The 22,540-nt window shown below is 64.1% G+C and carries 24 protein-coding genes; 14 read left to right on the top strand and 10 right to left on the bottom strand.

The window, feature by feature from the left end; genetic code table 11:
* Window positions 1-6 precede the first annotated feature (6 nt).
* Together UP10_RS02905 and thrS are read right to left on the bottom strand one after the other, a co-directional pair.
* Window positions 7-570: a nitroreductase family protein gene (locus tag UP10_RS02905; protein ID WP_044585870.1), complete on the bottom strand. Its 564-nt coding sequence runs from the start codon at window positions 568-570 to the stop codon at window positions 7-9.
* A gap of 101 nt (window positions 571-671) precedes the next feature.
* Window positions 672-2,717, bottom strand: a complete 2,046-nt coding sequence (gene thrS, locus UP10_RS02900; RefSeq protein WP_044585869.1) for a threonine--tRNA ligase — start codon at window positions 2,715-2,717, stop codon at window positions 672-674.
* 219 nt (window positions 2,718-2,936) lie between these two features.
* Between thrS and UP10_RS02895 the strand changes: the two genes are divergently transcribed.
* Window positions 2,937-4,190 (top strand): hypothetical protein, encoded by a 1,254-nt coding sequence (locus UP10_RS02895; RefSeq protein ID WP_044585868.1) that lies wholly within the window; start codon window positions 2,937-2,939, stop codon window positions 4,188-4,190.
* Window positions 4,191-4,217: 27 nt separating this feature from the next.
* On the opposite strand, the gene UP10_RS02890 is transcribed toward UP10_RS02895, so the two are convergent.
* Together UP10_RS02890 and UP10_RS02885 are read right to left on the bottom strand one after the other, a co-directional pair.
* Complete coding sequence (locus UP10_RS02890; protein ID WP_156179625.1) at window positions 4,218-4,550, bottom strand: GrlR family regulatory protein; 333 nt, start codon at window positions 4,548-4,550, stop codon at window positions 4,218-4,220.
* 124 nt (window positions 4,551-4,674) lie between these two features.
* Window positions 4,675-5,967: an alpha/beta hydrolase gene (locus tag UP10_RS02885; RefSeq protein ID WP_349643953.1), complete on the bottom strand. Its 1,293-nt coding sequence runs from the start codon at window positions 5,965-5,967 to the stop codon at window positions 4,675-4,677.
* A gap of 302 nt (window positions 5,968-6,269) precedes the next feature.
* Between UP10_RS02885 and UP10_RS02880 the strand changes: the two genes are divergently transcribed.
* Together UP10_RS02880 and UP10_RS02875 are read left to right on the top strand one after the other, a co-directional pair.
* A complete protein-coding gene (locus UP10_RS02880; protein WP_044586150.1) occupies window positions 6,270-7,640 on the top strand; it encodes an APC family permease in 1,371 nt (456 codons plus the stop codon).
* A gap of 2 nt (window positions 7,641-7,642) precedes the next feature.
* Window positions 7,643-8,869 (top strand): hypothetical protein, encoded by a 1,227-nt coding sequence (locus UP10_RS02875; protein WP_044585867.1) that lies wholly within the window; start codon window positions 7,643-7,645, stop codon window positions 8,867-8,869.
* Between the two features lie 22 nt (window positions 8,870-8,891).
* Here the strand turns inward: UP10_RS02875 and UP10_RS45125 are convergent, their stop codons facing one another.
* Both UP10_RS45125 and yidD read right to left on the bottom strand, forming a co-directional pair.
* The gene (locus tag UP10_RS45125) at window positions 8,892-9,059 is read right to left on the bottom strand and encodes a hypothetical protein (protein ID WP_197086730.1); all 168 of its coding nucleotides are present in this window, start codon (window positions 9,057-9,059) and stop codon (window positions 8,892-8,894) included.
* A 102-nt stretch (window positions 9,060-9,161) separates the two neighbouring features.
* Complete coding sequence (gene yidD, locus UP10_RS02870; protein ID WP_082076962.1) at window positions 9,162-9,515, bottom strand: membrane protein insertion efficiency factor YidD; 354 nt, start codon at window positions 9,513-9,515, stop codon at window positions 9,162-9,164.
* 238 nt (window positions 9,516-9,753) lie between these two features.
* Between yidD and UP10_RS02865 the strand changes: the two genes are divergently transcribed.
* A complete protein-coding gene (locus tag UP10_RS02865; protein WP_044585866.1) occupies window positions 9,754-10,671 on the top strand; it encodes a COG3904 family protein in 918 nt (305 codons plus the stop codon).
* 124 nt (window positions 10,672-10,795) lie between these two features.
* On the opposite strand, the gene UP10_RS02860 is transcribed toward UP10_RS02865, so the two are convergent.
* The gene (locus UP10_RS02860) at window positions 10,796-11,242 is read right to left on the bottom strand and encodes an iron-sulfur cluster assembly scaffold protein (protein WP_044585865.1); all 447 of its coding nucleotides are present in this window, start codon (window positions 11,240-11,242) and stop codon (window positions 10,796-10,798) included.
* 240 nt (window positions 11,243-11,482) lie between these two features.
* Between UP10_RS02860 and folE the strand changes: the two genes are divergently transcribed.
* From folE to UP10_RS02810, 10 genes are all read left to right on the top strand, one after another.
* Window positions 11,483-12,178: a GTP cyclohydrolase I FolE gene (gene folE, locus UP10_RS02855; RefSeq protein WP_044585864.1), complete on the top strand. Its 696-nt coding sequence runs from the start codon at window positions 11,483-11,485 to the stop codon at window positions 12,176-12,178.
* Between the two features lie 28 nt (window positions 12,179-12,206).
* On the top strand, window positions 12,207-12,641 hold the full coding sequence (gene hisI / locus UP10_RS02850) for a phosphoribosyl-AMP cyclohydrolase (RefSeq protein WP_044585863.1): 435 nt from the start codon (window positions 12,207-12,209) through the stop codon (window positions 12,639-12,641).
* A 103-nt stretch (window positions 12,642-12,744) separates the two neighbouring features.
* Entirely contained in the window at window positions 12,745-13,452 is a 708-nt protein-coding gene (locus UP10_RS02845) for a c-type cytochrome (protein WP_044585862.1), read from the top strand.
* Between the two features lie 49 nt (window positions 13,453-13,501).
* On the top strand, window positions 13,502-14,716 hold the full coding sequence (locus UP10_RS02840; RefSeq protein ID WP_044586149.1) for a c-type cytochrome: 1,215 nt from the start codon (window positions 13,502-13,504) through the stop codon (window positions 14,714-14,716).
* Between the two features lie 9 nt (window positions 14,717-14,725).
* Window positions 14,726-14,905, top strand: coding sequence for a membrane protein (locus tag UP10_RS02835; RefSeq protein WP_044585861.1), 180 nt, complete (start codon window positions 14,726-14,728; stop codon window positions 14,903-14,905).
* Entirely contained in the window at window positions 14,905-15,468 is a 564-nt protein-coding gene (locus UP10_RS02830; RefSeq protein WP_044585860.1) for a cupredoxin domain-containing protein, read from the top strand. Before UP10_RS02835 ends, UP10_RS02830 begins: the two co-directional genes overlap by 1 nt.
* Window positions 15,458-17,083: a b(o/a)3-type cytochrome-c oxidase subunit 1 gene (locus UP10_RS02825; protein ID WP_044585859.1), complete on the top strand. Its 1,626-nt coding sequence runs from the start codon at window positions 15,458-15,460 to the stop codon at window positions 17,081-17,083. The genes UP10_RS02830 and UP10_RS02825 overlap by 11 nt, the downstream gene beginning before the upstream one ends.
* On the top strand, window positions 17,080-17,871 hold the full coding sequence (locus UP10_RS02820; RefSeq protein WP_044585858.1) for a c-type cytochrome: 792 nt from the start codon (window positions 17,080-17,082) through the stop codon (window positions 17,869-17,871). Before UP10_RS02825 ends, UP10_RS02820 begins: the two co-directional genes overlap by 4 nt.
* A gap of 92 nt (window positions 17,872-17,963) precedes the next feature.
* Window positions 17,964-18,965: a transglycosylase SLT domain-containing protein gene (locus UP10_RS02815; protein WP_044585857.1), complete on the top strand. Its 1,002-nt coding sequence runs from the start codon at window positions 17,964-17,966 to the stop codon at window positions 18,963-18,965.
* A gap of 165 nt (window positions 18,966-19,130) precedes the next feature.
* On the top strand, window positions 19,131-20,309 hold the full coding sequence (locus UP10_RS02810) for a DUF2336 domain-containing protein (RefSeq protein ID WP_044585856.1): 1,179 nt from the start codon (window positions 19,131-19,133) through the stop codon (window positions 20,307-20,309).
* A 66-nt stretch (window positions 20,310-20,375) separates the two neighbouring features.
* On the opposite strand, the gene UP10_RS02805 is transcribed toward UP10_RS02810, so the two are convergent.
* The 3 genes from UP10_RS02805 to UP10_RS02795 form a co-directional block, all read right to left on the bottom strand.
* Window positions 20,376-20,954 carry an Hpt domain-containing protein gene (locus tag UP10_RS02805; protein ID WP_044585855.1) on the bottom strand — a complete coding sequence of 193 codons (579 nt, stop codon included), beginning with the start codon at window positions 20,952-20,954 and terminating at the stop codon, window positions 20,376-20,378.
* A gap of 8 nt (window positions 20,955-20,962) precedes the next feature.
* Window positions 20,963-21,508 (bottom strand): response regulator, encoded by a 546-nt coding sequence (locus tag UP10_RS02800; protein WP_044541409.1) that lies wholly within the window; start codon window positions 21,506-21,508, stop codon window positions 20,963-20,965.
* 102 nt (window positions 21,509-21,610) lie between these two features.
* On the bottom strand, window positions 21,611-22,390 hold the full coding sequence (locus UP10_RS02795; protein WP_044541344.1) for an NAD kinase: 780 nt from the start codon (window positions 22,388-22,390) through the stop codon (window positions 21,611-21,613).
* Window positions 22,391-22,540 lie beyond the last annotated feature (150 nt).

Genomic DNA, 22,540 nt, shown 5'->3' with positions numbered 1-22,540 from the left:
TGCGTCTCAGAACCGCGTCACGATATCCGACAGCGCAGGGCGTGGGCGATCTTCGCTCGGCCTGGTCGGGGTGCCGATATGGATCAGGCCGACGAGCTTTTCGTCCGCCTTCAAACCCAGGCCGTCGAGCACGTCGCGGTCGGAGACGTACCAGCCGGTCAGCCAGCAGGCGCCGTAGCCCAGCGCAGTTGCTGCGGTCACGAGGTTCATCGCGCTCGCGCCTGCCGACAGCTCCTGCTCCCACGCCGGCACTTTCGGGTGCGGCCTGGTGAAGGAGACCAGGCCGATCACCAGCGGCGCATCGGTCAGGCGCTTCTTCTCAATCTCGATATCGGATGCCGGCGCGCCGGGATGCTTCCTGGCAAAGACTTTGGCGATCACATCGCCGGCGCGGGTACGGGCCTCACCTTCGAACACGATGAAGCGCCAGGGGGCCAGCTTGCCGTGGTCGGGCACGCGCGCGCCGATGGTCAGGATGGTCTCGAGCTCAGCCGGCGAGGGGCCGGGCCCGGTCATCTCGCGCGGTTTCATCGAGCGGCGGGTCTTTAGCAGTTCAATCGCATCGGGCACGGATATGTCCTTGGCAGGGATATTTGGGAGCGTGTTGACCGTGCCACCGAGATAGGGGCACGGCCGGGCCTGCGAAAGCCAGTTTAGACCGATTGTGAAGATCAGGCCGCCGATTGCGCGCGCTTTACGTCGGGCGCCATCGCTTCATCGACGAGGGCTGCGATCGCCTCGGCGGTCGGCATCACGGTCTGGCGTTCGCTGCCGAGGCGGCGCACGGAGACCGAATGCGTCTCGGCCTCCTTCTTGCCGACGACGAGCAGCGCCGGGATCTTGGCCAGCGAATGCTCGCGGACCTTGTAGTTGATCTTCTCGTTGCGCAGGTCGATCTCGACCCGCAGGCCGGCACGGCGCGCCGCCGCGGCCACCACCTTGGCGTAGTCGTCGCCCTCGGAGGTGATGGTCGTCACCACCAGCTGGGTCGGCGCGAGCCAGAGCGGGAAGTTGCCGGCGTAGTGCTCGATCAGGATGCCGATGAAGCGCTCCATCGAGCCGCAGATCGCGCGATGCACCATCACGGGCACCTTCTTGCCGCCGTCATGGTCGATGTAGAACGCACCGAACCGTTCCGGCAGGTTGAAGTCGACCTGGGTCGTGCCGCATTGCCAATCGCGGCCGATGGCATCCCGCAGCACATATTCGAATTTCGGCCCGTAGAACGCGCCTTCGCCCGGATTGATCTCGGTCTTGATGCGGTTGCTGCCCTTGGCCTTGATCTCCGACAGCACGGTCGCCATCACGCGCTCGGCGTGATCCCACATCTCGTCGGTGCCGACACGTTTGTCAGGCCGGGTCGAGAGCTTCACCGTGAGCTCGCCGTCGAAGCCGAAATCGGCGTAGGTCGACAGGATCAAATCGTTGATCTTCAGGCACTCGTCGGCGAGTTGCGCTTCGGTGCAGAACACATGCGCGTCGTCTTGCGTAAAGCCGCGCACGCGCATCAAGCCATGCATTGCGCCGGACGGTTCGTAGCGGTGCACGACGCCGAATTCGGCGAGCCGCAGCGGCAGGTCGCGGTAGCTCTTCAGGCCATGCTTGAAGATCTGCACGTGTCCCGGGCAGTTCATCGGCTTCAGCGCGAACCAGCGCTTGTCCTCGGCTTCGTCGCCGGCCGACTGCGCCGCGAACATGTTCTCGCGATACCAGTCCCAGTGGCCGGAGGTTTCCCACAGCGACTTGTCGAGGATCTGCGGCGCATTGACCTCGCTATAGTCCTCGGCCAGCCGCCGCCGCATATAGGCGATCAGCTGCTGGAAGATGGTCCAGCCCTTGGCGTGCCAGAACACCACGCCCGGGCCTTCCTCCTGGAAGTGGAACAGGTCGAGTTCGCGGCCGAGCTTGCGGTGGTCGCGCTTCTCGGCTTCCTCGATCTGCTTCAGATAAGCGTCGAGATCTTCCTGCTTGGCGAAGGCCGTGCCGTAGATGCGGGTCAGCATCGGATTGTTGGAATCGCCGCGCCAATAGGCGCCGGCGACCTTCATTAATTTGAAGGCGGTGCCGATCTTGCCGGTCGAGGTCATGTGCGGGCCGCGGCACAGATCGAACCAGTCGCCCTGGAAATAGATCTTGATCGGCTCGTTGCCGGGAATGGCGTCGACCAGCTCGACCTTGAAGGTTTCGCCCTTGTCGCGGAACACCTGCTTGGTCTTCTCGCGGTCCCAAACTTCCCTGGTGAACGGCTTGTCGCGCGCGATGATCTCGCGCATCCGCTTCTCGATCGCGGCAAAGTCTTCCGGCGTGAACGGCTCGTTGCGGAAGAAGTCGTAATAGAAGCCGTTCTCAATCACGGGGCCGATCGTCACCTGGGTGCCCGGCCATAGCGACTGCACGGCTTCGGCCAGCACATGCGCGGCATCGTGCCGGATCAGCTCCAGCGCACGAGCGTCATCGCGTGCGACGAAATCGATCCGCGCATCCGCTTCGATCGGGTCGTTGAGATCGCTGAGCGAGCCGTTGAGCGCCATCGCCACGGTGCGCTTGGCCAGCGAGGGCGAGATGCCCCTGGCAATGTCGAGGCCGGTGGTGCCTTTGGGGAATTCGCGCTTTGCGCCGTCGGGGAAGGTGATCGCGATCTTGTGCAAGGGTTCGGCGGGTTTGAGGTTCGAGAGGCCGTACTGGAATCCGGATTCGGACTTGGGCGTGTCGGTCATTGATGTCTCCTGGGGCTCACTCCTGCGAACGAGCGCAGGTAAGCAGAAACAGCGGTATAGCAGGGGATTCGGGCAGAACAAGCTGGCAATATCAAGAAAAACGGAGCGCTGGGACTGGCGGAACAACCGGTGTCCGGCGTGCCACCGAACGTTGCGACCCCGCCGGTCATCGTCTAACGTCAGGAGCTATTGCCCTGCTGCGAGTGGTCGCGTCATTTCATGTTTGCCCGCATTCTGTTTCTCGTGGCCTCACTGTCGATCCCGAGCGCTTTGCGTGCGGAAGAAACACCGGCCGAGAAGGTCGGATTTGCGCCCAGGCTGACGATCTATCTTGCCAAGGGAGCGCCCGACGCGTGCGGGCCCGGCTGTCACAGCTGGATCGCCATCGAAGGTGAGATCGATCGGGACGCGGCGCCGCGCATCCGCCGTTTCCTCGCCGGCGTCAAGGACACGCAGCGCCCGATCTACCTGCATTCGCCCGGCGGCAACGTCGAGCAGTCCTACGCCATCGGACGGTTGCTGCGCGGCCGCAAGGCTGTCGCCCGGATCGGCCGGACCAACGCGACCGCGTGCGCCGCCGGCACGCAGGTCGACGCCGCATGCCTGAAGGTCAAGAACGCAAGCGGCGAGGTCGAGGCCGAGCTCACCACCCGCAATGCGATGTGCAATTCGGCCTGCGGCTACCTGTTCCTCGGGGCGACGTCTCGCGAGGTGGCGCCCGACGCAGCGATGGCCGTGCATAACTCCAAGCTGACATTCGTGGTCCACGGACATCCGCCTCCGCAGGCGGTCGCGGACTACAGGCAGCGCCAGATGGTGACAGCCGATCGGGATCGCGTGGCCTACTTCTCGGCAATGGGGATCAGCCGCGAGCTCAACGATCTGATCCGGACGGTGAAGTTCGAAAACCACCACGTGCTGACGCGGCCCGAGCTCTATCGCTTCGGGATCGATACGCGGCCGTTGCCCGAAACGACGTGGACGCTGGAGAAAGAGGCGCGGCCCTTCATCCGCAAGATCGCGCTGGAGAGGAAGGACAGCGGCGCCTCGTTTCGCACGATGGAGTGGCGCCTGTTCTGCGAGAACAAGGATCGCGCGCGGCTGATGTTCGTGCGGGAGTTCGACGAGGGGACCGCCGGCAAGAGCACGGTGGTGATGATGGCCGACGCCGACAAGTCGGTGGCGTTCGGGAGATATCCAGCGCGGGTCGGAAAATACGAGGTCTGGAGCGACGCGGTGAGGCCTGATACGCTCAAGGCGATGTTGGCGGCTCAGCATCTGCAGGTGGGCGAAAGCCCGTCGACGTCCGACGGCAAAGCCGGACCCACGACGTTCGACATCGGTACGACCGGTCTTGAGCCGGCGTGGACGCAGCTTCTGGCGTCGTGCCCGGCGCCCACTTCCGTCCCGAAGCCCGCGGGCCCGTTGCCGGCGGCCGCATTGCCAAGCGTAAGCGTAGCGCCCGCGCACTGAGCGCGAGGAAACGCGGCAAAACAAGATCTAGTCGGCGATAAGCGTCAGGACCGCCTTGAAGTGCACGCCCGGCATTTGCAGCGCCTCGCCCTCGAAGTCGACCATGTCGCCATTCTCGGTGCCCTTCAGCATCAGCGTGATCCTGTCGGTTCCGAACAGCGACTTGATGTCCGGATCGGGATTGTGACGCAGGGTCGAGATCTTGACCTGAATGCCATCGACCCGGTCATTGTAGTTGCCCACGAATGCGAAAGCCGAATTGCCGCCGCGCAGCTTGCCGCCGGTAGCGTAGAGTACGCCGGTGCCGGTGCCGTGAACGGTATGATATTCAACGCGATATAAGCCTTCCCTCACACCCATCCCCAGCCGCTATCCCCGGAGCAAGCCTATGGGAGGCGCAAGGCGCCAAATGTGAACTGGTTCACACTTCGCGCAGCCGTCAACATCGAAATTTGAAAGGCAGAGAGGCGCGTAGGGCGTCGCTTTAGCGGCTCGTTGGCGCGCTCGCCATGCGCGTCAACGCGGGCGTTGCCGCCATCTTGGTCAGCACGGCCTGGATCGGAAATTCGGTCCAGGCCTGCGTCACGTAGCTGCGATGGGTGATGCCGTCGCGCGTCTGCACGAATACCACGCTGCCGGGACGCAGCGGCCCGTCCATGCTCTCGCTCACGGGGATACCCTTGCCGCGAAGCATCGACATCAACTCGCGGTCGCGCGGCCTGGTGTAGTGGGTGTAGGAGCTGACGAAGAAGCCGGTGCGGTTGTTCTCGATCCAGGACGCGAACTTGTCGAGCTCGCCGTAGACCGCATCGAGCAGCAGCACGCCGCGGACGCGACCGGCGGCGCCGCCGACCTCGAGGCTCCAGGCGGTCGGCAGGAAACCGCCGCTGTAACCAACGATCACCACCGGCATGTTGGCGAACACTTGCGCGGATTTCGGGTCGCCGTAGAGACGGGCGAGATGGCTCGCGGACTCGTCGAGGAAGCGCTTGAAGCCGCCCGGTTGCCAGAACTTGCCGGCGCTGGAGTCGGCCGCATCAACAGCCATTTGCGGCGCAAGCAGCACCGCGTTGACGCCGGAATCGGTGATCTGCTGCGGCACCTGCTGGCGGTCGCGCACGTCGCGCTCAAGCGTCGCGCCGTTGCCGTGGAAGAACACCACGATTACGCCGGGCTTGTTGGCGTCGAAGCTCTCGGGCACGTGCACCAGCACGCGGTTGTCGTTGTAGGTTTCGCTCTGCCAGAAGACGCGGCCGCCATAGCTGCGATGGCCGCGGCGGTCGCCATTGCCGACATTGAGGAAGGGGGCGTCGGTGCGCGGGTTGTTGCCGAAATAGGGGAAGGCGGAGGATTTCATGCTGACCAGCGTCGTCATATCCTCGCGCTCGGTCGGTTGCGGCAGCGTCAAGGTCGGCGAGATCGAGGCGATGCGGACCGGCGAGGGCGCGGTTTTCGGCGCCATCTGAGCTGGTGCCGCGGCCGCGGTCCGCTGGTACGGAGCAAGGCTCTCCTTCTCGGTCGGGAAGCGGTCCTTGAACTGCGGGGCCGGGAAACGATCCTCGAACGTATCGCCGGTTGCCTGGGTGTTGGCCGCCAACATGCCGGCGTTCGGCGCCTTGCCGCATTGGGCGAGGGGCAGCGCCAGCGGGATCAGGATGCAGCCGGCTACGATCCAGCGGCCGCGCCGGCGAGACGATCGCGCATGCCGTGTCGCGCCAGGTGACATCGCCCGGCCCACACGATCATGACTGTCGAATTTCGGCTGCGCCCCGAACATCCACCCTTTGCCCCACACCCACCGGCAAACGACGTATTTTGGCTTGTCGGTGTTTAGGTCACGTTAAGCTTCCGGAGCGTTTCCCCACATCCGGAAGGCATCATGAGACCACTCAATCGTGTCCTGATTGTGGGAGGGACGCTGCGTTTGCGATTTCCGGCGGCGACCGGGTAAGCCGAAAGAGGTATTATAAAACCTTTTTGTGTCCCAGTTTAAACCATTGTTAACGCTGCTTGAATTGCACGCCGCGAGCCTGCACCATGGCGGCACTCCGGCGCACGGCGGCTGAAGGTACGGTCGAGATGGCGGCATCACCTACGGGAAGCGCGGCGTTGCGCGGCCCGCTCCCCGGCACTGGCTCGACCATTTCGGTCCTGACGGCGACCGCGATTGTCGTGGCCGACATGGTCGGCGTCGGCGTCTTCACCAGCCTCGGTTTCCAGGTCGAGGACATCCCGTCCGGCTTCTCCATCCTGCTGTTGTGGACCGTCGGCGGTATCGTCGCGCTGTGCGGCGTGTTCTCCTATGGCGAGCTCGGCGCCATGTTTCCGCGCTCGAGCGGCGAATACAATTTCCTCGGCCGGGCCTATCACCCCGCCTTTGGCTTCCTGGCAGGCTGGGTGTCGGCGACCGTCGGCTTTGCCGCGCCGGTTGCACTCGCGGCGATGGCGTTCGGCGAGTACGGCCGCGCGATCCTGCCTGGCGTGCCGCCGCTCGCGCTTGCGATCGGCGTGGTGTGGCTGGTGTCGATCGTACAACTCACCGGAGTCAGGCATTCCTCGACCTTCCAGCTGGTCGCGACCATCCTGAAGGTGGTCTTGATCGTCGCATTCCTGGTGGCGGGCTTCATGATCGCGACGCCGCAGCCGGTGTCGTTTGCGCCGTCGTCGTCGGACCCCACCCACGTGCTGAGCGCCCCGTTCGCCATCAGCCTGGTGTTCGTGATGTACTCGTTCTCCGGCTGGAACGCCGCGACCTACATCATCGGCGAGATGCAGCTGCCGGAACGCAACCTGCCGCGCGCGATGCTGTCGGGCACGCTGATCGTGCTGGTGCTCTATGTCGCGCTCAACGCGGTGTTCCTGCACACAGCGCCGATCGACAAGCTCGCCGGCCAGCTCGACGTCGCCCGGATTTCAGGCAGCTATATCTTCGGCGAGGTTGGCGGCCGCGTCGTCGGCGCGATGATCTGCGTCGGGCTGATCTCCTCGATCAGCGCGATGATGTGGATCGGCCCACGCGTGATGATGACAATGGGTGAGGATATTCCGGCGCTGAAGCTGTTCGCGCGGCGATCGGCCAGCGGCGCGCCGGCCTATGCCATCCTGTTCCAGGTCACGGTCGCAAGCCTCATGCTGTTCACCCGCAGCTTCGAGGCCGTGCTCGATTTCATCCAGTTCGCGCTGCTGTTCTGCTCGTTCTTCGCCGTGGCTGGCGTGATCAAGCTGCGCATCACGCATCCCGAATTGCCGCGGCCCTATCGTGCCTGGGGATACCCGATCACGCCGGTGGTTTTCCTGCTCGTGACCGGCTTCATGATGTACTATCTCTTGACGCAGCGCCCGCTGCAGTCGGCGCTCGGTATTTTGATCATGATTTCAGGCCTTTTGATCTACGCGATCTTCCGCAAGCGGCCCGATCATCCTGCGACCGAACACCCGGGTTACGAATGAAAATGTTGTTGTCCGCGAGAACGTTGGCCTTGGCGTTGACCTTGGCGGCGGCGATGCTGGTGGCGGCTGTCATGCCGGTGCGCGCCGCCGAGGTGACACCCGACGACACCGCGCGCTTCCTTGCCGGCATGCAGCCATCCGCCGATTCGCCGTTGCTGCCGTTGACCAAGGACCCCGCCTGGCAACGGCATGCGAAATTCTTCGACGGCGCCTTCGCCCAGCTCGAAGCGCGGCAATTGTCGAAGATCCGCGCCTGGTCCGACACCAATCTCGCCGCGCCCAAGCCGACCATGTTCTACATGTTCTCAGGGCCAGATTTTCTCTACGCCAACGCGTTCTACGGCAGGGCGACGACCTACGTACTGAGCGCGCTGGAGCCGCCCGGCGCCGTGCCCGACCTCACCAAGTTGCCGCGCGGCGCTGTTAACAACGCGCTCTACAGCGTCGAGCGCTCGCTCGGATCGATCCTGAGCTTCTCCTTCTTTATCACCAAGCAGATGAAGGTCGACCTGCACGCCGGCGAGGTCAGCGGCACCTTGCCAATCCTCTATGTTTTCCTTGCGCGTTCCGGCAAGACGGTTCGCGACGTCAAGCCGGTCACCATCGACGAGAACGGCACGCTCAACGTCGGCGCCGATGCAGCCGCGCGCAACGTGGTACATGGGACGAAGATCACTTTTGCAGGCTCCGACGGGGTTGAGAAGACGCTGTATTACTTCTCGACCGATCTCTCCAATTCCGGCGCGAAGGCGAGCGGCTTCCTGAAATTCTGTGCGACGCTTGCACCCGGCAACAGCCTGATCAAGAGCGCGTCCTATCTGCTGCATTCCGGCAACTTCTCTACGGTGCGCAGTTTCATCCTCGCCAACAGCGCGACGATCATCCAGGACGATTCCGGAGTTCCGCTTGGCTACTACGGCCCGAAGAAGTGGCGCTTCTTCCCGTTCGGCCGCTACCTTGGCCCGATCGGCGAATTCTCGGGGCGCTACCAGGAGTCTTACGCCGAGTTGTTTCGCCGTGCGCAGCCGATCGATTTCGGCATCGGCTATCGCTGGCGTACCCACGAGTCCAATCTGCTGCTGTCGGTGAGGGTGCCCGATGACGGCACGGGCACGGCGGAGACGACGTCATCGGCCGACGAGCCGCCGTCGGCACCGCCGCCAAGGCCGCGGCCACGCAAGCCGCGTCCACCGCCGCCGCCACAAGGCGGCTCCTGGTTCTGGCGTTAGCCCTGAACCAAGGTTCGCCGCATCACCAGTGCACGTTCTGGCTCGGCACGATGAACGCCGTGGTGCTCGGCGTCTGCGGTCGGTGCATGAAGTAGTCGTACGCGGCAACAATCAGAATGAGCAAGGCAAGCACGGCCAGCAGATCGATCTGCCGGGGATCGTGCGCGTTCTGGCTGATTTTCCAGCGCATTGTTGTTTCCTCCCAACCGGGGCAAACAAACAATGCGGCAAGTCAGCCACAGTTCCGCGTGTCAGCAATGCGCTGCGTGCTTGGAGGCGCTGCAGCAATCCGTCAATTCGGGTTGACGCCGCGCCAGCGGCCATACCGCCAGGGCAAGTACCAGCGCGCGCCGGGCGGTTTTGTCGGCGTCACATTGTCGATCCCGGACGTACCCCAGGGCTGGCAGCGCAGCAGCCGCGCCAATGTCATCCATCCGCCAGCCCAAAGCCCGAAGCGCTCGATCGCCTCATCGCCATAGACCGAGCAGGTCGGCAGGTGCCGGCAGTTGTAGCCGACCAGCGGCGATAGTGTGTGCCGGTAGATCCAGATCAGGCCGCGGCCGAAATTACGCGGCAACCGGCGCGTGATGCTGGCACACTCCGTGCATCTGTTTGGATGTGACGATGAATCATTTGTCGGCGGCATATCGCAACTATGTACGTAATCTTGCGGGGGTTCCAAGCCAAGGAACTGTGTTGCTGCAGATATTTACGCCACAGTTCGCAACTATCGCAGCGCGCGAATGGCGCTACAGCAAGGGTGCTATGGACGGTCCCGGTCAGCAAGGTTACCGTTTCGGCGACGCTGCAGTGACAGAATCATGGCGCGTCGACATGGGGCCGTTGCCACCGCTCGGATCTCGGGCTTGGGGGAAGGAACCAAATTGAGGCTTGTGAGGTCGCTTTCATTGCGCGGCTGGGCGCTTCTCGGCGCCGTCGGCCTTTGCATCGCAATTCCCGGCACCGTGACGACGCTGGGCACTTCGGCGCAGGCAAGCTCGACCCTCGAAGAACGCAAGCTGCCGATGAAGTTCAGTTGGATCGCGTGCCAGCCGAATTGCAGGGGCTGGGTGTCCGCGGTCGGCATCATCACCGTCGATAGCCCGAAGGATTTTGACGAGTTCGCGCGCGGCCGCCAGCTCAATGGCGCCACCATCGTGCTCGACTCGAGCGGTGGGTCGGTCAATGACGCGATCACGCTTGGCCGCCGGTTCCGCGGCCTCGGCGCGCTGACGACCGTCGGCACCAGTATCGTCAGCCAGACGCCGCAGGGCGAGCGCGCGAGCGTCGTGCCGGATGCCTATTGCGAGTCGATGTGCGTGTTCCTGCTGCTGTCGGGCCAAACCCGCTTTGTCCCGCAGGCCGCCCACATCCGCGTCCACCAGATCTGGATGGGCGACCGCGCCGATGATGCCAGGGCCGCGAGCTACAACGCGCAGGATCTGATGATTGTCGAGCGCGATATCGGCCGCCTCGCCAAATACACGTTCGACATGGGCGGTGCAGGCGACCTGCTGTCGCTGGCGCTCAGTGTGCCGCCATGGGAAGAGCTGCACGAATTGTCGCCGGCCGAACTGCGGCTGACCAATCTTGTGACCACCGATGCTGTCGCCGACGTGCTGCCGCGGCAGGACAGCGCCGTCCCGGTCGCGGAAGCCAAATCGGAAGCCAAGTCCAGGGATCGCTTCGTCAGCAGTGCGATGGACGGCGAGGCGCAATCGCAAACCGCGAAGGCGACCAAGACCGCGGAGGTTCTTGCTCCGACCGGTGGCGCAGCGGCGCCGACTCAGCCCGCACAATAACTCGACGTCGTTCCGGGGCGCGAGCGAACCTCAGATGCGCAATTGCGCATCGGGGAACCTCGAGATTCTCAGGTGCGCAACGCGCACCATAGTTCGATGCTGCGCATCGCCCCGGAATGACGTGTCAAGCTGGCTGCTTCGCTTTGGCCTCGATCTGGCCGATCGCATCGACCACGGCGTCAAACGTCAGCATGGTCGAGGCGTGGCGAGCCTTGTAATCGCGAACCGGCTCGAGCAGCGCGATATCGGCCCATTTGCCGCCCTGCGGCGGCTGGCCATTTTCCTTCAGCATCTTGCGGACGGTCTCGCGCAACTCGCGCAACTCGTCAGCGGTCGAGCCCACCACGTGGCTCGCCATGATCGAGGAGGAGGCCTGGCCGAGCGCGCAGGCCTTCACATCATGGGCGAAGTCGGTCACCACAGGACCGTCCATCTTGAGATCGACCTTCACGGTCGAACCGCACAGTTTGGAATGGGCCGTGGCGCTGGCATCGGGTTCGGCCAGTCTGCCGAGACGCGGAATATTGCCGGCCAACTCGATGATCCGCTTGTTGTAAATGTCGTTCAGCATGGGGGCAGATGCCTGGTTCCGGTGGTGCCGGGCGCTCTTGGCGGCTGGGTTTCACCGTCCTATATATGAACAGCAGTGGCGGAAGCATAGTCCGGCCATGCCAGCGTTGCGGTCTGATCAGGTCGTTGCGGTGCTTTAAGGATGGGACTCAGGCGCCCGGCGGTTTGTAAATCCGCCCCGTCTGCCCGGTGACACCTCCGGCCCAAGGGCAAATGCCTGGGCCGGTCGAACGGAGAAGACATGGACGCCTTGATCAAATCGATCCGCCCGAACAAGCCATCTGACGGCAAGAGTCCCGAGACTCGTCCGGGCGAGCTCGACCCTTCTGAATTCATGGCCGCGGCAGTAAGCGCCGACCAGCCGCGCCCGTCGCGGGCCGAGGCCGAGCAGGCGGTGCACACGTTGCTCAGCTATATCGGCGAGAATCCGGGCCGCGAAGGGTTGCTCGATACGCCGCGCCGTGTCGTCGAAGCCTATGACGAGCTCTATCAGGGCTACCACCAGTGCCCGGCCGAGGTGCTGAACCGCACCTTTGGCGAAACCGCTGGATACGACGACTTCGTCCTGATCCGCGACATCGAATTCACCTCTCAGTGCGAGCATCACATGATGCCGTTCTACGGCAAGGCACATATCGCCTATACGCCAGTGGAGCGGGTCGTGGGCCTGTCCAAGCTTGCGCGGCTGACCGACATCTTCGCCCGCCGCCTGCAGACCCAGGAGCATCTCACGGCCCAGATCGCGGCTGCGATCGACGAGGTCCTGAAACCACGTGGCGTTGCGGTGCTGATCGAGGCGGAGCATACCTGCATGTCGGTGCGCGGCGTCGCCAAACATGGCGCGACGACGTTCACCAGCCGCTTCACCGGCGTCTTCCGCGACAATCCGGCGGAGCAGCAGCGTTTCCTGTCCCTGGTGCGAGGACCGAACCGGTAACCTCGCATTTCCCTGAGCGAGGTTTGCCGTGTCCACATCGACCCACGATCACGATCACGATCGCGAAGACGGGCTGGCGTTCCAGCCCAAATTCGACGCGGCAGGTCTCGTGACCTGCGTCGCGACTGATGTCGCAACCGGCGACGTGCTGATGGTCGCACACATGAACGACGAAGCGCTGCGCAAGACCATCGCAACCGGCGAAGCCTGGTATTTCAGCCGCTCGCGCAATGCGCTCTGGCGCAAGGGTGAAAGCTCCGGGCAGACCCAGTGTGTGGTCGAGATGCGGATGGATTGCGATCAGGATGCGGTGTGGCTTCGTGTCGAGCAGACCGGCGCGGCCTGCCACACCGGGCGGCGCTCGTGCTTCTACCGCAGGGTGAATGGCGCGGGCGGTGACATCAGTTTGTCATTTGTCGATGCCGAGCGGTTGTTCGATCCGGCAAAAATCTATCGCAAATAGCTTCAACTGAACGGAAGCAATTGACTTATTGAACTGAGGCGCGCCTCCTGCCTCGCGATGTGACTATAGTCTCGCATCATCGCGCTGGAGGCCTAGAACGGTGATGCATCGTTTTCTGCGGCTGATCGCGGTTCTCGCGTTGGTCGCATCGCCAATCGATGGGGCGCAATCGCAAACGACGGAGCGCGCGCCCGATACGATGGCCGCCCGCGTCCTCGCCTGCGCGTCCTGTCACGGCGCCGAGGGCGAGGGCACCAGCGACGTCTATTTCCCGCGCCTTGCCGGCAAGCCGGCCGGCTATCTCTATAACCAGCTGATCGCCTTCAGGGACGGACGGCGGAGATATCCGCCGATGAACTTTCTCCTGGAGTTTCTGCCTGACGATTACCTGAAGAAGATCGCAGAGCATTTTGCCTCGCTTCGGCCGCCGTTTCCGGCGCCGGCTCCTCCGACAGACAGCAACGAGGTTCTGGCCCGCGGCGAGTCGATCGTGAAGAACGGAGACGCCCAGCATGCCGTTCCGCCCTGTTCGGCTTGCCACGGCCCGACCCTCGGCGGAATGGAACCGGGCATTCCGGGATTGCTCGGCCTGCGCGCGGCCTACATCAGCGGTCAGCTCGGCGGCTGGCGCTACGGCACGCGCACCGCGATTGCGCCCGACTGCATGCAAATCGTCGCGGGCCTTTTGACCGAGGACGACGTAAAGGCGGTCGCTGCCTATCTGTCGTCGCGCCCGGCGCCACCGGATCCATCCTTCGCGCCACGTGGGAGCCTCCCAATGCCGCTCGAATGCGGCAGCGAACCGCGTTGAAGGGATCGTACCGATGCCGCGAGGCTCAAAGGGAATGTTTGCCGCACTGATGCTGACGCTGTCGCCGATCGCGGTGCACGCGCAGCAGAAGCCGGTAGATCCAGTCGTGATTGCGAAGGGCGAATATCTCGCGCGCGCCGGCGATTGCATCGCCTGCCACACCGCGCGCGAGGGCAAGACCTTCGCCGGCGGCCTTGCGATGAAGACGCCGTTCGGCACGCTGTATACGTCCAACATCACGCCCGATCCGCAGACCGGCATCGGTACGTGGACGTCGGACCAGTTCTACCGGATGATGCACACCGGCCGCTTCCCGGATGGCGGCCTGGTCTATCCTGCCATGCCGTTTGCCTCCTACACCAAGGTGATGCGCGAGGATAGCGACGCGATTTACGCTTATCTGCGCACGGTGCCGCCGGTGACGCAGGTCAACAGGCCGCATGACCTGACCTTCCCGTTCAACAACCGCTCGCTGATCCTCGGATGGCGCACGCTGTTCTTCAAGGAAGGGGCGTTCGAACCCGACCCGAGCAAGTCGGCGGAGTGGAACAGGGGCGCCTACCTGGTTGAAGGCCTCGGCCATTGCGGCATGTGCCACACCGCGATCAACGCGCTCGGTGGCAGTTCCCAGTCGCAAGCGTTCGAGGGTGGCCTGATCCCGATGCAGAACTGGTACGCACCGTCGCTGACCTCGAACAAGGAGGCGGGACTCGGCGATTGGACGATCGAAGAGATCGTCGACTATCTGCGCAAGGGTGTCTCTGCCAAGGGCGCGGTGTACGGGCCGATGGCCGAGGTCGTTTACAACAGCCTGCAATATCTCAACGACGATGACGTCCGCGCGATGGCAGTTTATCTCAAGGGGCTTGCGCAGGGCGCGTCGCCGGAAAAGGCAGCGGCGCCGTTGCCGTCGGCGGAAAGCAGCCTGCTGCTCTCGTTCGGCAAGCAGCTCTATGACCGCGAATGCGCAACCTGCCATGGCGTGAACGGGCAGGGCATGCCGCCGGACTATCCGCCGCTCGCCGGCAACCAGTCGATCCAGATGGTTTCCGCAGTCAACGCCATCCGCATGGTGCTCAATGGCGGCTATCCGCCGGGCACGGCCGGCAATCCGATGCCCTATGGCATGCCGCCGTTCGCGCACAAGCTCTCGGACGATGAAGTCGCGGCCGTTGTGACCTACATCCGGGCGTCATGGGGTAACCGCGGCGAACCGGTCTCGGCGCGGCAGGCCAATGAGCTGCGCGCGGCAACGCTGAATTAGGGACCGATCATGATCAATTCATCTTCGCCGCAATCGTCGGTAACGGGTTCGGAAGACGAGGCGGTCGAAGTCATCGTGCGCGCTGGTCCTGGCGGCGCGGTCGCGGTGGCCGGCATTGCGACGGCCATCGTGATCGGGCTCTGGTTTGCGTTCTATCTGCTGGTGTTCCTGCCGCGGAGTGCGGGCTGATGGCAACCGAGACGGAGCACAGCCCCGGCGAAGCCGTCACGGCGCGGATCGAGCGCCGCTGGGCTACGCTGTCGATCATCATCGTCGGCCTGCTGGTCGGCATGGCGGCGTATATCGGCATCCATCAGGCGACGATGCCGCAGGGCCATGTCGAGACCGCCGATCCCAAGACGCTGCATCTTTCGGGCGAATTTATCGAGAGCAATCTCGGCAGCGCGGTGGAAGCCGACGGCTCCGTCACGGTGCGTGCGATCGGGCAGCAATATTCCTTTACGCCGCAATGCGTCGTGGTGCCGTCGGAGACGCCGGTCACCTTCCGCGCCACCAGCGCCGACGTCGTGCATGGCTTGCTGATCGAGGGTACCAACATCAACACCATGCTGGTGCCCGGTTATATCTCGGCGCTTCAGGTGCGCTTCAAGGCGTCCGGCGAGCATATGATGCCGTGTCAGGAATTCTGCGGCATCGGCCATCAGGGCATGTGGGGCAAGGTCAAGGTCGTCGACAAGGCCGCATTCCGCAACATGGTCGCGGCAAAGCGGAGGCTGACCTGTGTTGATTAACAAGCGGCTCATCCTCGCGCATTTCTGGCTCGCTTTCATCGTGTTTGCCGTGGCGCTGGTGCTCGGCGCCTGGCAGATGTTCGTGCGCAGTCCGCTGAATGCCTGGCACTTCAATCCCGAGCTCTACTATCGCTCGGTCACCGCGCATGGCTCGGCGATGGGCTATGTCTTTCCGACCTTGATCGCGATGGGGTTTGGTTACGCCATCACCGAGGCGTCGCTGGAGAAGCCGCTGGTCGGACGGCGCTGGGCCTGGGCCGGCTTCCTGCTGGTTGCCGTCGGCGCTGTTGTCGCGATGGTTCCGGTGTCGCTCGGACTCGCCTCAGTACTCTACACCTTCTATCCGCCGATGATCGGCAATCCCTTCTATTACATTGGCGTCGTGATGGTCGTGGTCGGCTCATGGATCTGGGTCGCGCTGACGTCGATCAATCTCACGATCTGGAAGCGCGACAACCCGGGCAAGCCGGTGCCGCTTCCGATGTTCGCCAATGTCGCGGGCTCCTATTTGTGGGGCTGGACCGCGGTTGGTGCGGCGCTGGAAATCCTGCTGCAGATCCTGCCGGTAGCGCTAGGGTTCAAGTCGACGATCGATGCCGGCCTGGCGCGCGTGTTCTTCTCGTGGACGCTGCACGCGATTGTCTATTTCTGGCTGATGCCGACCTATATTGCCTATTACACGATCTTCCCGCGCGCGATCGGCGGCAGGCTCTACAGTGATGCGATGGCGCGGGTTTCCTTCATCCTGTTTGTCGTGGTGGCGATGCCGATCGGCGTACATCACCTGTTCGCCGATCCGCAGGTGGGCGCCGGCTTCAAGTTCATGCATTCGGTGTTCACTGGACTCGTCGCGCTGCCGACGCTGCTCACGGTGTTCACGATCTGCGCGTCGGCGGAGATTGCAAGCCGGCTGCGCGGCGGGCGGGGCGCGTTCGGCTGGATCACGGCGTTGCCGTGGTCCAATCCGATCATGCTCGCGACCGCGCTGTCGCTGGTCATGCTCGGCTTCGGCGGTGCCGGCGGCCTCATCAACATGAGCTATCAGCTCGACGCCAGCGTGCATAACACGCAATGGATCACCGGCCATTTTCACCTGATCTTCGGCGGTGCCATCGTGATCATGTATTTCGCGATCGCCTATGATCTGTGGCCGCATCTGACCGGTCGCGCGTTCGAAAGCTTCGGCCTGATGCGCGCGCAGCTCTGGCTGTGGTTCATCGGCATGATCGTCACCACGTTCCCGTGGCACTATGTCGGCATTCTCGGCATGCCGCGCCGTATGGCCTTCTACGACTACGCCAATCCCGCGATCTCGCCGCAGGCCTTTTCGGTCGTGGTGTCGGCCATCGGCGGATTCATCCTGCTGGTATCCGGCATTCTCTTCATGCTCGTGCTGATCCGCGGACAATTCGACACGAGGGGGGAGGCGGGTGCGTACCGTTTTAGTGTGCCTCTGCACATGCCCGCGCGGATCCCGGTCGCACTCAATTCCTTCGGGCTGTGGCTTGCGCTGATGATCGGCCTCACCGTCGTGAATTACGGCTTTCCGATCGCGCAACTGATGGTGCTGAACGAGACCAGCGTGCCCGCGGTCTACGTCGGAGTTGGCCGATGAGCGACCAACCGCTGTTTTCACTCCGCAATCCATGGTTCAGCGCCAGCGTCGGCATCGTTGGCGGCATTGCGGTGCTGTCTGCGTTCGCGGGCTTGGTCTGGCTGCCTTTGGCGCAGCCCGAGTTGAAGCTTGCTGGCATCTGGGACGCGATCTGCAGCGCGGCCGGCGTGCCGCGCGCGACGGTGCAGGACGCCTCCGTCAAGCAGGAGTTCAAGACCTCGAACGTCGTGATGACCCCGGAAATGCTGACCAGGCCCGACCAGGTTTCGATCGGGCGAGGTGCGACGCTCGCGCAACGCTGCGCGATTTGCCACGGGCCGCAGGGCGTCAGCGACGCCAACTCGCCGAACCTCGCCGGGCAGTTCGCCGCGGTGACTTACAAGGAGCTCAGCGACTTCAAAGCCGGCGCGCGGGTCAGCGTTGTGATGAGCCCGTTCGCGGCAGCGATGAGCGACCAGGACATGAAGGACGTTGCGGCCTACTACGCCTATCTGCCGCGGGTGCCCTCGAAGAATCTCGACGCCGGGCTGCTGGCTCCTGCGATCGTGGTAACGGGCGCGCCAATGCGCAACATTCCGCCCTGCGGCTCCTGCCACGGCGACATCGACAGCAAAGCGGGTAGTCCTTGGCTCGGCGGCCAGTCGGCGGTTTACGTCAAGGCGCAGCTGCAGGCCTTAGCGTCGGGCGCGCGGCGCAACGACATCAGCCAGCAAATGCGCAACATCGCCCGCCAGATGACCCCCGATGAGATCGACCAGGCTGCGCGCTACTACGAGGCCCAGCCCTGAGGCGGCATGCCTTAACGCGCCATTAACCATAATTGCGGCAAGCTGACAGCATGTGGGTGCCGATTGCCGGCGCCTGGCAAGGCATCGGATAGATGGCGGTCGACACAATCAATGCCTCGGCTGCGGCAGGTGTCGATTCCTCACGCCTGCAGATCGCGAACTCGATCAAGCAGGCGGCCTCGACCACCGGCACGAGCTTCGAATATCTGCTCACCACCGCCAAGATGGAATCCAATTTCAACCCGCAGGCCGGCGCCTCGACGTCGTCGGCGCACGGGCTTTATCAATTCATCGACCAGACCTGGCTCGGCACCGTCAAGGAGGCCGGCAGCCAGCTCGGTTACGGCAAATATGCCGACGCCATCACCAGGAATTCCGACGGCAGCTATTCGGTCAGTGATCCCTCCGCGCGCAACGCAATCATGAAGTTGCGCGACAATGCCGATGCGTCGTCGTCGATGGCGGCGGCGCTGACCCAATCCAACAGCTTCAAGCTCACCGGCAAGCTCGGCCGCCGTCCGACCGACTCCGAGCTCTACATGGCCCACTTCATGGGGGTCGGCGGCGCCGCCAAGCTGATCTCGAGCGCCGAGGACAGCCCGAGCGCCAGTGCGGCCGCGATGTTTCCGAACGCCGCCGCCGCCAACCAGTCGATCTTCTACGACAAGTCGGGCAGCGCGCGCAGCGTCTCACAGGTCTATTCGGTCCTGACCACGCGCTATGCCGCGGCCGCGAACGCGAAGGATACGCGGACGGCGTTTGCCGCGGCGGGCGGCGGCGAGACGACGAATCCCTATGCGGTCGCAAGCGCAACGCCGACGCCTGCGCTGACCATGGACACCGCGTCCTATCTCTCGACCTTCCCGGCGGTCACGCCGGTGAGTGCGACCTCGCAGACGACGGCGTCCGCGCAGCAGGCGCCAAGCTTCCGCTCGCTGTTCCAGGGCGGCGAACGTTCAGAGCCGATTTCGCCTGTGGTGCAGGAGCTGTGGGGCAGTTCGTCGTCAACGACCGCATCGGCGGCGACCACCGGCCGCGCGACCGGTCGGCTCGACCTGTTCAGCGATCCCGCCGGCACCTACAGCAGCGGCTAGCGGGGCATTAGCCCGCGCGCGTCCTTCACGGGCCACGGGCGTCTTAACGAAACGTCAATAATCCCAAACGTTTATGGTGAACCCTTTGTTAAGCGTCATGGTTTATTTTTCCTTGTAGTGGCATCGCGTTGCCGATGCCGTCTCGTTGCGTAAGCCGGCAGGACCATGATCGTTCGGCAGTTCATTAGTTGGATTAGGACCGCTCCCGCAGGCGAGCGGGCAGAGGCAACCCGGGCGTTGGCGCGGGCCTGGCTCATTTCGGACCTCACCGAGGAGGATCGCATCGCAGCCGAAGGCGCGCTGCTGATGCTGCTCGACGATCCGTCGCCGTTGGTGCGGCAGGCGATGGCCGAGGTGTTCGCGCGCAGCGCCGAGGCGCCCGCGGCGATCGTGCAGGCCTTGTCGGTTGACCAGCCCTCGATCGCACTTCCGGTGCTGGAACATTCCCCACTTCTGATCGATGCCGACCTCGTCGACCTCGTCGCGACCGGCAATGACGACATGCAATGCGCGATCGCGCGCCGCATCAACCTGCCGGCCTCGGTTTCCGCCGCGATCGCCGAAGTCGGCTCGCCGGCGGCCGCGCTCGAGCTGATCGAGAATCCATACGCCGGCCTCGCGCCGTTCTCCTGGGACCGCATCGCCGAGCGCCACGGTCATCTCGCGGCGATCAGGGAATCGCTGCTGCAGCTCGAGGACCTGCCGTCGGCGACGCGCATGGTGCTGGTCGCCAAACTGTCCGACACGCTGGCGCAATTCGCGGTGGCGCGGAACTGGCTCGGCGCCGATCGGGCGGAACGGGTCACCGGCGAGGCGCGCGAACGCTCCACGGTGAACATCGCGGCACAATCGTTCGGCGAGGACATGCGCGGCCTGATCACCCATCTGCGCGCCACCGGCCAGCTCACCGCCGGACTGATCCTGCGTGCATTGTTGTCCGGCAACCTCGAGCTGTTCGGGGCGGCGCTCGCCGAACTGTCCGGCCTGCCACACGCCCGCGTCTCGGCGCTGCTCAACGATCGCGGCGGCAGCGGCCTGCAAGCGCTGCTGATCCGTGCCGGCCTGCCGGACTCTACTTTCGCGGCATTTCGTGTTGCGCTCGAGGCCACCCATGAGATGGGCTATGTCGACAGTGGCGACGGTGCGGCGCGGCTGCATCGCCGCATGGTGGAGCGGGTGCTGACGCATTGCGAGACCGACCATTCCGCCGCCGAACCCTTGCTGATCCTGCTGCGCCGCTTTGCGACGGAATCGGCGCGGGAGGATGCGCGGATGTTCTGCGATGAACTCGCCGCCGAGGACGCGATCGCGGCGCTGCCTTACGACGATCTCATCGCGGCTTAGGGCGCATTTCAGCGACAGATGGCGATTGAAGCGGCCGCCGCAACTGCGGTGACCAATCGCGCGCCACTATTCGTTCGGCACGATGCTCGGCGCCAGGATGGCCTCGAGATGCTCGGGCCGGTCGCGATTGGCGTAGGTCAGGAATTCGTCGGTGACGCCGCGCAGCTGCTTGCTCAGCACGCTTGATACAACAACGGTGTCGAGCTTGGTACGCTCGCGCACGATCGCCTGCACGGCATTGATGTGGTGCGCGATCAGCGCTGGCGGTACCGCCTTGAGATCCGGCGCGTGCTCGATGATGCGGCACAGGCTTTCCGCCGCCACGGCCGCCGACGGATAACCGAACGTCGCGGCATCGCCCTTGATGTCGTGGGCGGCGCGGAACAGCTCTTCACGCGTCTCACGGTTGAAGCCTGTGCGCTGCACCTCGGCATAAGCGGCGGAGAGGCGGTCGGCCTCAACCGTCATCCAGTCCTTGAATTCGCCCGAAAGCCCGGCCAGCGCCTTCTCCGCGCGCCCGACCGGATCGTCGAGATCGCTCTCCGGGACGCGCAGCAGCACCCTGCGCAGCGGGTTTGGCTGCGTGATCACGTGGTGCGTGCCGAAGCTCTTGACCTCGATCGTGCCGGGTTTTTCTTTGGCCATGACGGCTCCTAGATGCTCGTGCGCGCTTTATCGAGCAGCGACGGCTGTTGCATCACTTCGACCTCGCCACTGCCGCGGCGCTCGGGGCCGATATAGGCGTTGGTGGTGTTGCGGCGGCGGTCGGGGCCGAAATAGGTCTTGGTCTTGATGAACGGCCGCGGATTGGCGACCACGTTGAGGATCCGCTGGTAGAGCCCCTTGGCTGAGATTGGCTTGGCCAGGAATTCGGTGACGCCGGCGTCGCGCGCGACAGTCACGCGGCGCTTCTCGGAGTGCCCGGTCAGCATGATGATCGGCGCGTAGGGATTGCCCTTGGATTCCGGCTGCCGGATCATCTGCGCCAGCTCAAGCCCGTCGAAGATCGGCATCGACCAGTCGGTGATGACGATGTCGGGCACGTAATGGGTATACATTTCGAGCGCGGTGGCGCCGTCCTCGGATTCGTAGACTTCGCGTGCGCCGAACGAATGCAGCAGCGTCCGCAGGATGCGGCGCATGTGCGGATTGTCGTCGCAAATCAGAAATCGCAGCTTGTTGAAGTCGATGCGATACATGGTCCGGTCCTGAACGGGCATACCGGGCCAACGCGGTATTACCCGAAATTAACCATATCCTGCCCGAGGTTAATGATTGGTTGCCAGGAGGGGACGCCGCCTTCAATGCCCGAACTGCTCGCGCAGGATGCGCTCTTCGAGCGAGTGGCCGGGGTCGAACAGCATCCGCATCGCGATGGTCTTGTCGGACAGCACCTCGACGCGGCGGACGTCGCGAACCTCGTCGTGGTCGGCGACCGCGGCCACCGGGCGCTTGTCGCCCTCGATCACCTCGATCACCACGAAGGCGGAGTTCGGCAGCAGCGCGCCGCGCCAGCGCCGCGGCCGGAACGCGCTGATCGGGGTCAGCGCCAGCAGCGCCGCATTGAGCGGCAGGATCGGCCCACCGGCGGAGAGGTTGTAAGCGGTCGATCCGGCCGGCGTCGCCACCAGGATGCCGTCCGCCAACAGCTCCGGCAACTGCTCACGCTCGTCGATCAGGATGCGCAGTTTTGCCACTTGATAGGTCTGCCGGAACAGCGCGACCTCGTTGATGGCGTGATGCAGGTGCACGGCGCCGTGGATGTCGGTGGCGCGCATCAGCAGCGGATTGATCAGCGACTCCCGGGCTGCCTGAAGCCGCGTGCGCAAATCGTGCGTCGAATATTCGTTCATCAGGAAGCCGACCGTGCCGCGATGCATGCCGTAGATCGGCTTGCTGCTGCGCATCTGGGCGTGCAGCGTTTGCAGCATCAATCCGTCGCCGCCGAGTGCGACCACGACATCGGCGCTGTCGATCGGGTGGTTGCCATGCGCGGCGGTGAGCTGCTCGAGCGCCGCTTGCGCTTCCACGCTGGCGCTGGCGACGAAGGCGATCTTGTCATAGCGCTTGGGGCTAGCCATCGCTCACGAACTCGTTTGCCACTGATTACGCCGCGCTCGTCTATACATCCCCGGCGGCCTTGTCGAGATGGGGGCCGGATGGTCTCATGTCTTGCGGATGTCGCCAAGCTATCGCAGTTTGCGGGGAAATCCGTAAATCTGGGCGCAGGG

Origin of the sequence: Bradyrhizobium sp. LTSPM299 (assembly GCF_000938235.1) — a bacterium.
In the GTDB taxonomy this organism is placed as follows: Bacteria; Pseudomonadota; Alphaproteobacteria; order Rhizobiales; family Xanthobacteraceae; genus Bradyrhizobium.
Note: the sequence above shows the minus strand (reverse complement) of the source record. Positions and strands in the feature narration are given on the sequence as shown.

Excerpts from the sequence above, each read along its gene's own strand:
- thrS (WP_044585869.1), bottom strand. The coding sequence starts at position 2,717 with ATGACCGACACGCCCAAGTCCGAATCCGGATTCCAGTACGGCCTCTCG.
- UP10_RS02895 (WP_044585868.1), top strand. The coding sequence starts at position 2,937 with ATGTTTGCCCGCATTCTGTTTCTCGTGGCCTCACTGTCGATCCCGAGC.
- UP10_RS02890 (WP_156179625.1), bottom strand. The coding sequence starts at position 4,550 with ATGGGTGTGAGGGAAGGCTTATATCGCGTTGAATATCATACCGTTCAC.
- UP10_RS02885 (WP_349643953.1), bottom strand. The coding sequence starts at position 5,967 with ATGTTCGGGGCGCAGCCGAAATTCGACAGTCATGATCGTGTGGGCCGG.
- UP10_RS02880 (WP_044586150.1), top strand. The coding sequence starts at position 6,270 with ATGGCGGCATCACCTACGGGAAGCGCGGCGTTGCGCGGCCCGCTCCCC.
- UP10_RS02875 (WP_044585867.1), top strand. The coding sequence starts at position 7,643 with ATGTTGTTGTCCGCGAGAACGTTGGCCTTGGCGTTGACCTTGGCGGCG.
- UP10_RS45125 (WP_197086730.1), bottom strand. The coding sequence starts at position 9,059 with ATGCGCTGGAAAATCAGCCAGAACGCGCACGATCCCCGGCAGATCGAT.
- yidD (WP_082076962.1), bottom strand. The coding sequence starts at position 9,515 with ATGCCGCCGACAAATGATTCATCGTCACATCCAAACAGATGCACGGAG.
- UP10_RS02860 (WP_044585865.1), bottom strand. The coding sequence starts at position 11,242 with ATGCTGAACGACATTTACAACAAGCGGATCATCGAGTTGGCCGGCAAT.
- folE (WP_044585864.1), top strand. The coding sequence starts at position 11,483 with ATGGACGCCTTGATCAAATCGATCCGCCCGAACAAGCCATCTGACGGC.
- UP10_RS02845 (WP_044585862.1), top strand. The coding sequence starts at position 12,745 with ATGCATCGTTTTCTGCGGCTGATCGCGGTTCTCGCGTTGGTCGCATCG.
- UP10_RS02840 (WP_044586149.1), top strand. The coding sequence starts at position 13,502 with ATGCTGACGCTGTCGCCGATCGCGGTGCACGCGCAGCAGAAGCCGGTA.
- UP10_RS02835 (WP_044585861.1), top strand. The coding sequence starts at position 14,726 with ATGATCAATTCATCTTCGCCGCAATCGTCGGTAACGGGTTCGGAAGAC.
- UP10_RS02830 (WP_044585860.1), top strand. The coding sequence starts at position 14,905 with ATGGCAACCGAGACGGAGCACAGCCCCGGCGAAGCCGTCACGGCGCGG.
- UP10_RS02820 (WP_044585858.1), top strand. The coding sequence starts at position 17,080 with ATGAGCGACCAACCGCTGTTTTCACTCCGCAATCCATGGTTCAGCGCC.
- UP10_RS02815 (WP_044585857.1), top strand. The coding sequence starts at position 17,964 with ATGGCGGTCGACACAATCAATGCCTCGGCTGCGGCAGGTGTCGATTCC.
- UP10_RS02810 (WP_044585856.1), top strand. The coding sequence starts at position 19,131 with ATGATCGTTCGGCAGTTCATTAGTTGGATTAGGACCGCTCCCGCAGGC.
- UP10_RS02805 (WP_044585855.1), bottom strand. The coding sequence starts at position 20,954 with ATGGCCAAAGAAAAACCCGGCACGATCGAGGTCAAGAGCTTCGGCACG.
- UP10_RS02800 (WP_044541409.1), bottom strand. The coding sequence starts at position 21,508 with ATGTATCGCATCGACTTCAACAAGCTGCGATTTCTGATTTGCGACGAC.
- UP10_RS02795 (WP_044541344.1), bottom strand. The coding sequence starts at position 22,390 with ATGGCTAGCCCCAAGCGCTATGACAAGATCGCCTTCGTCGCCAGCGCC.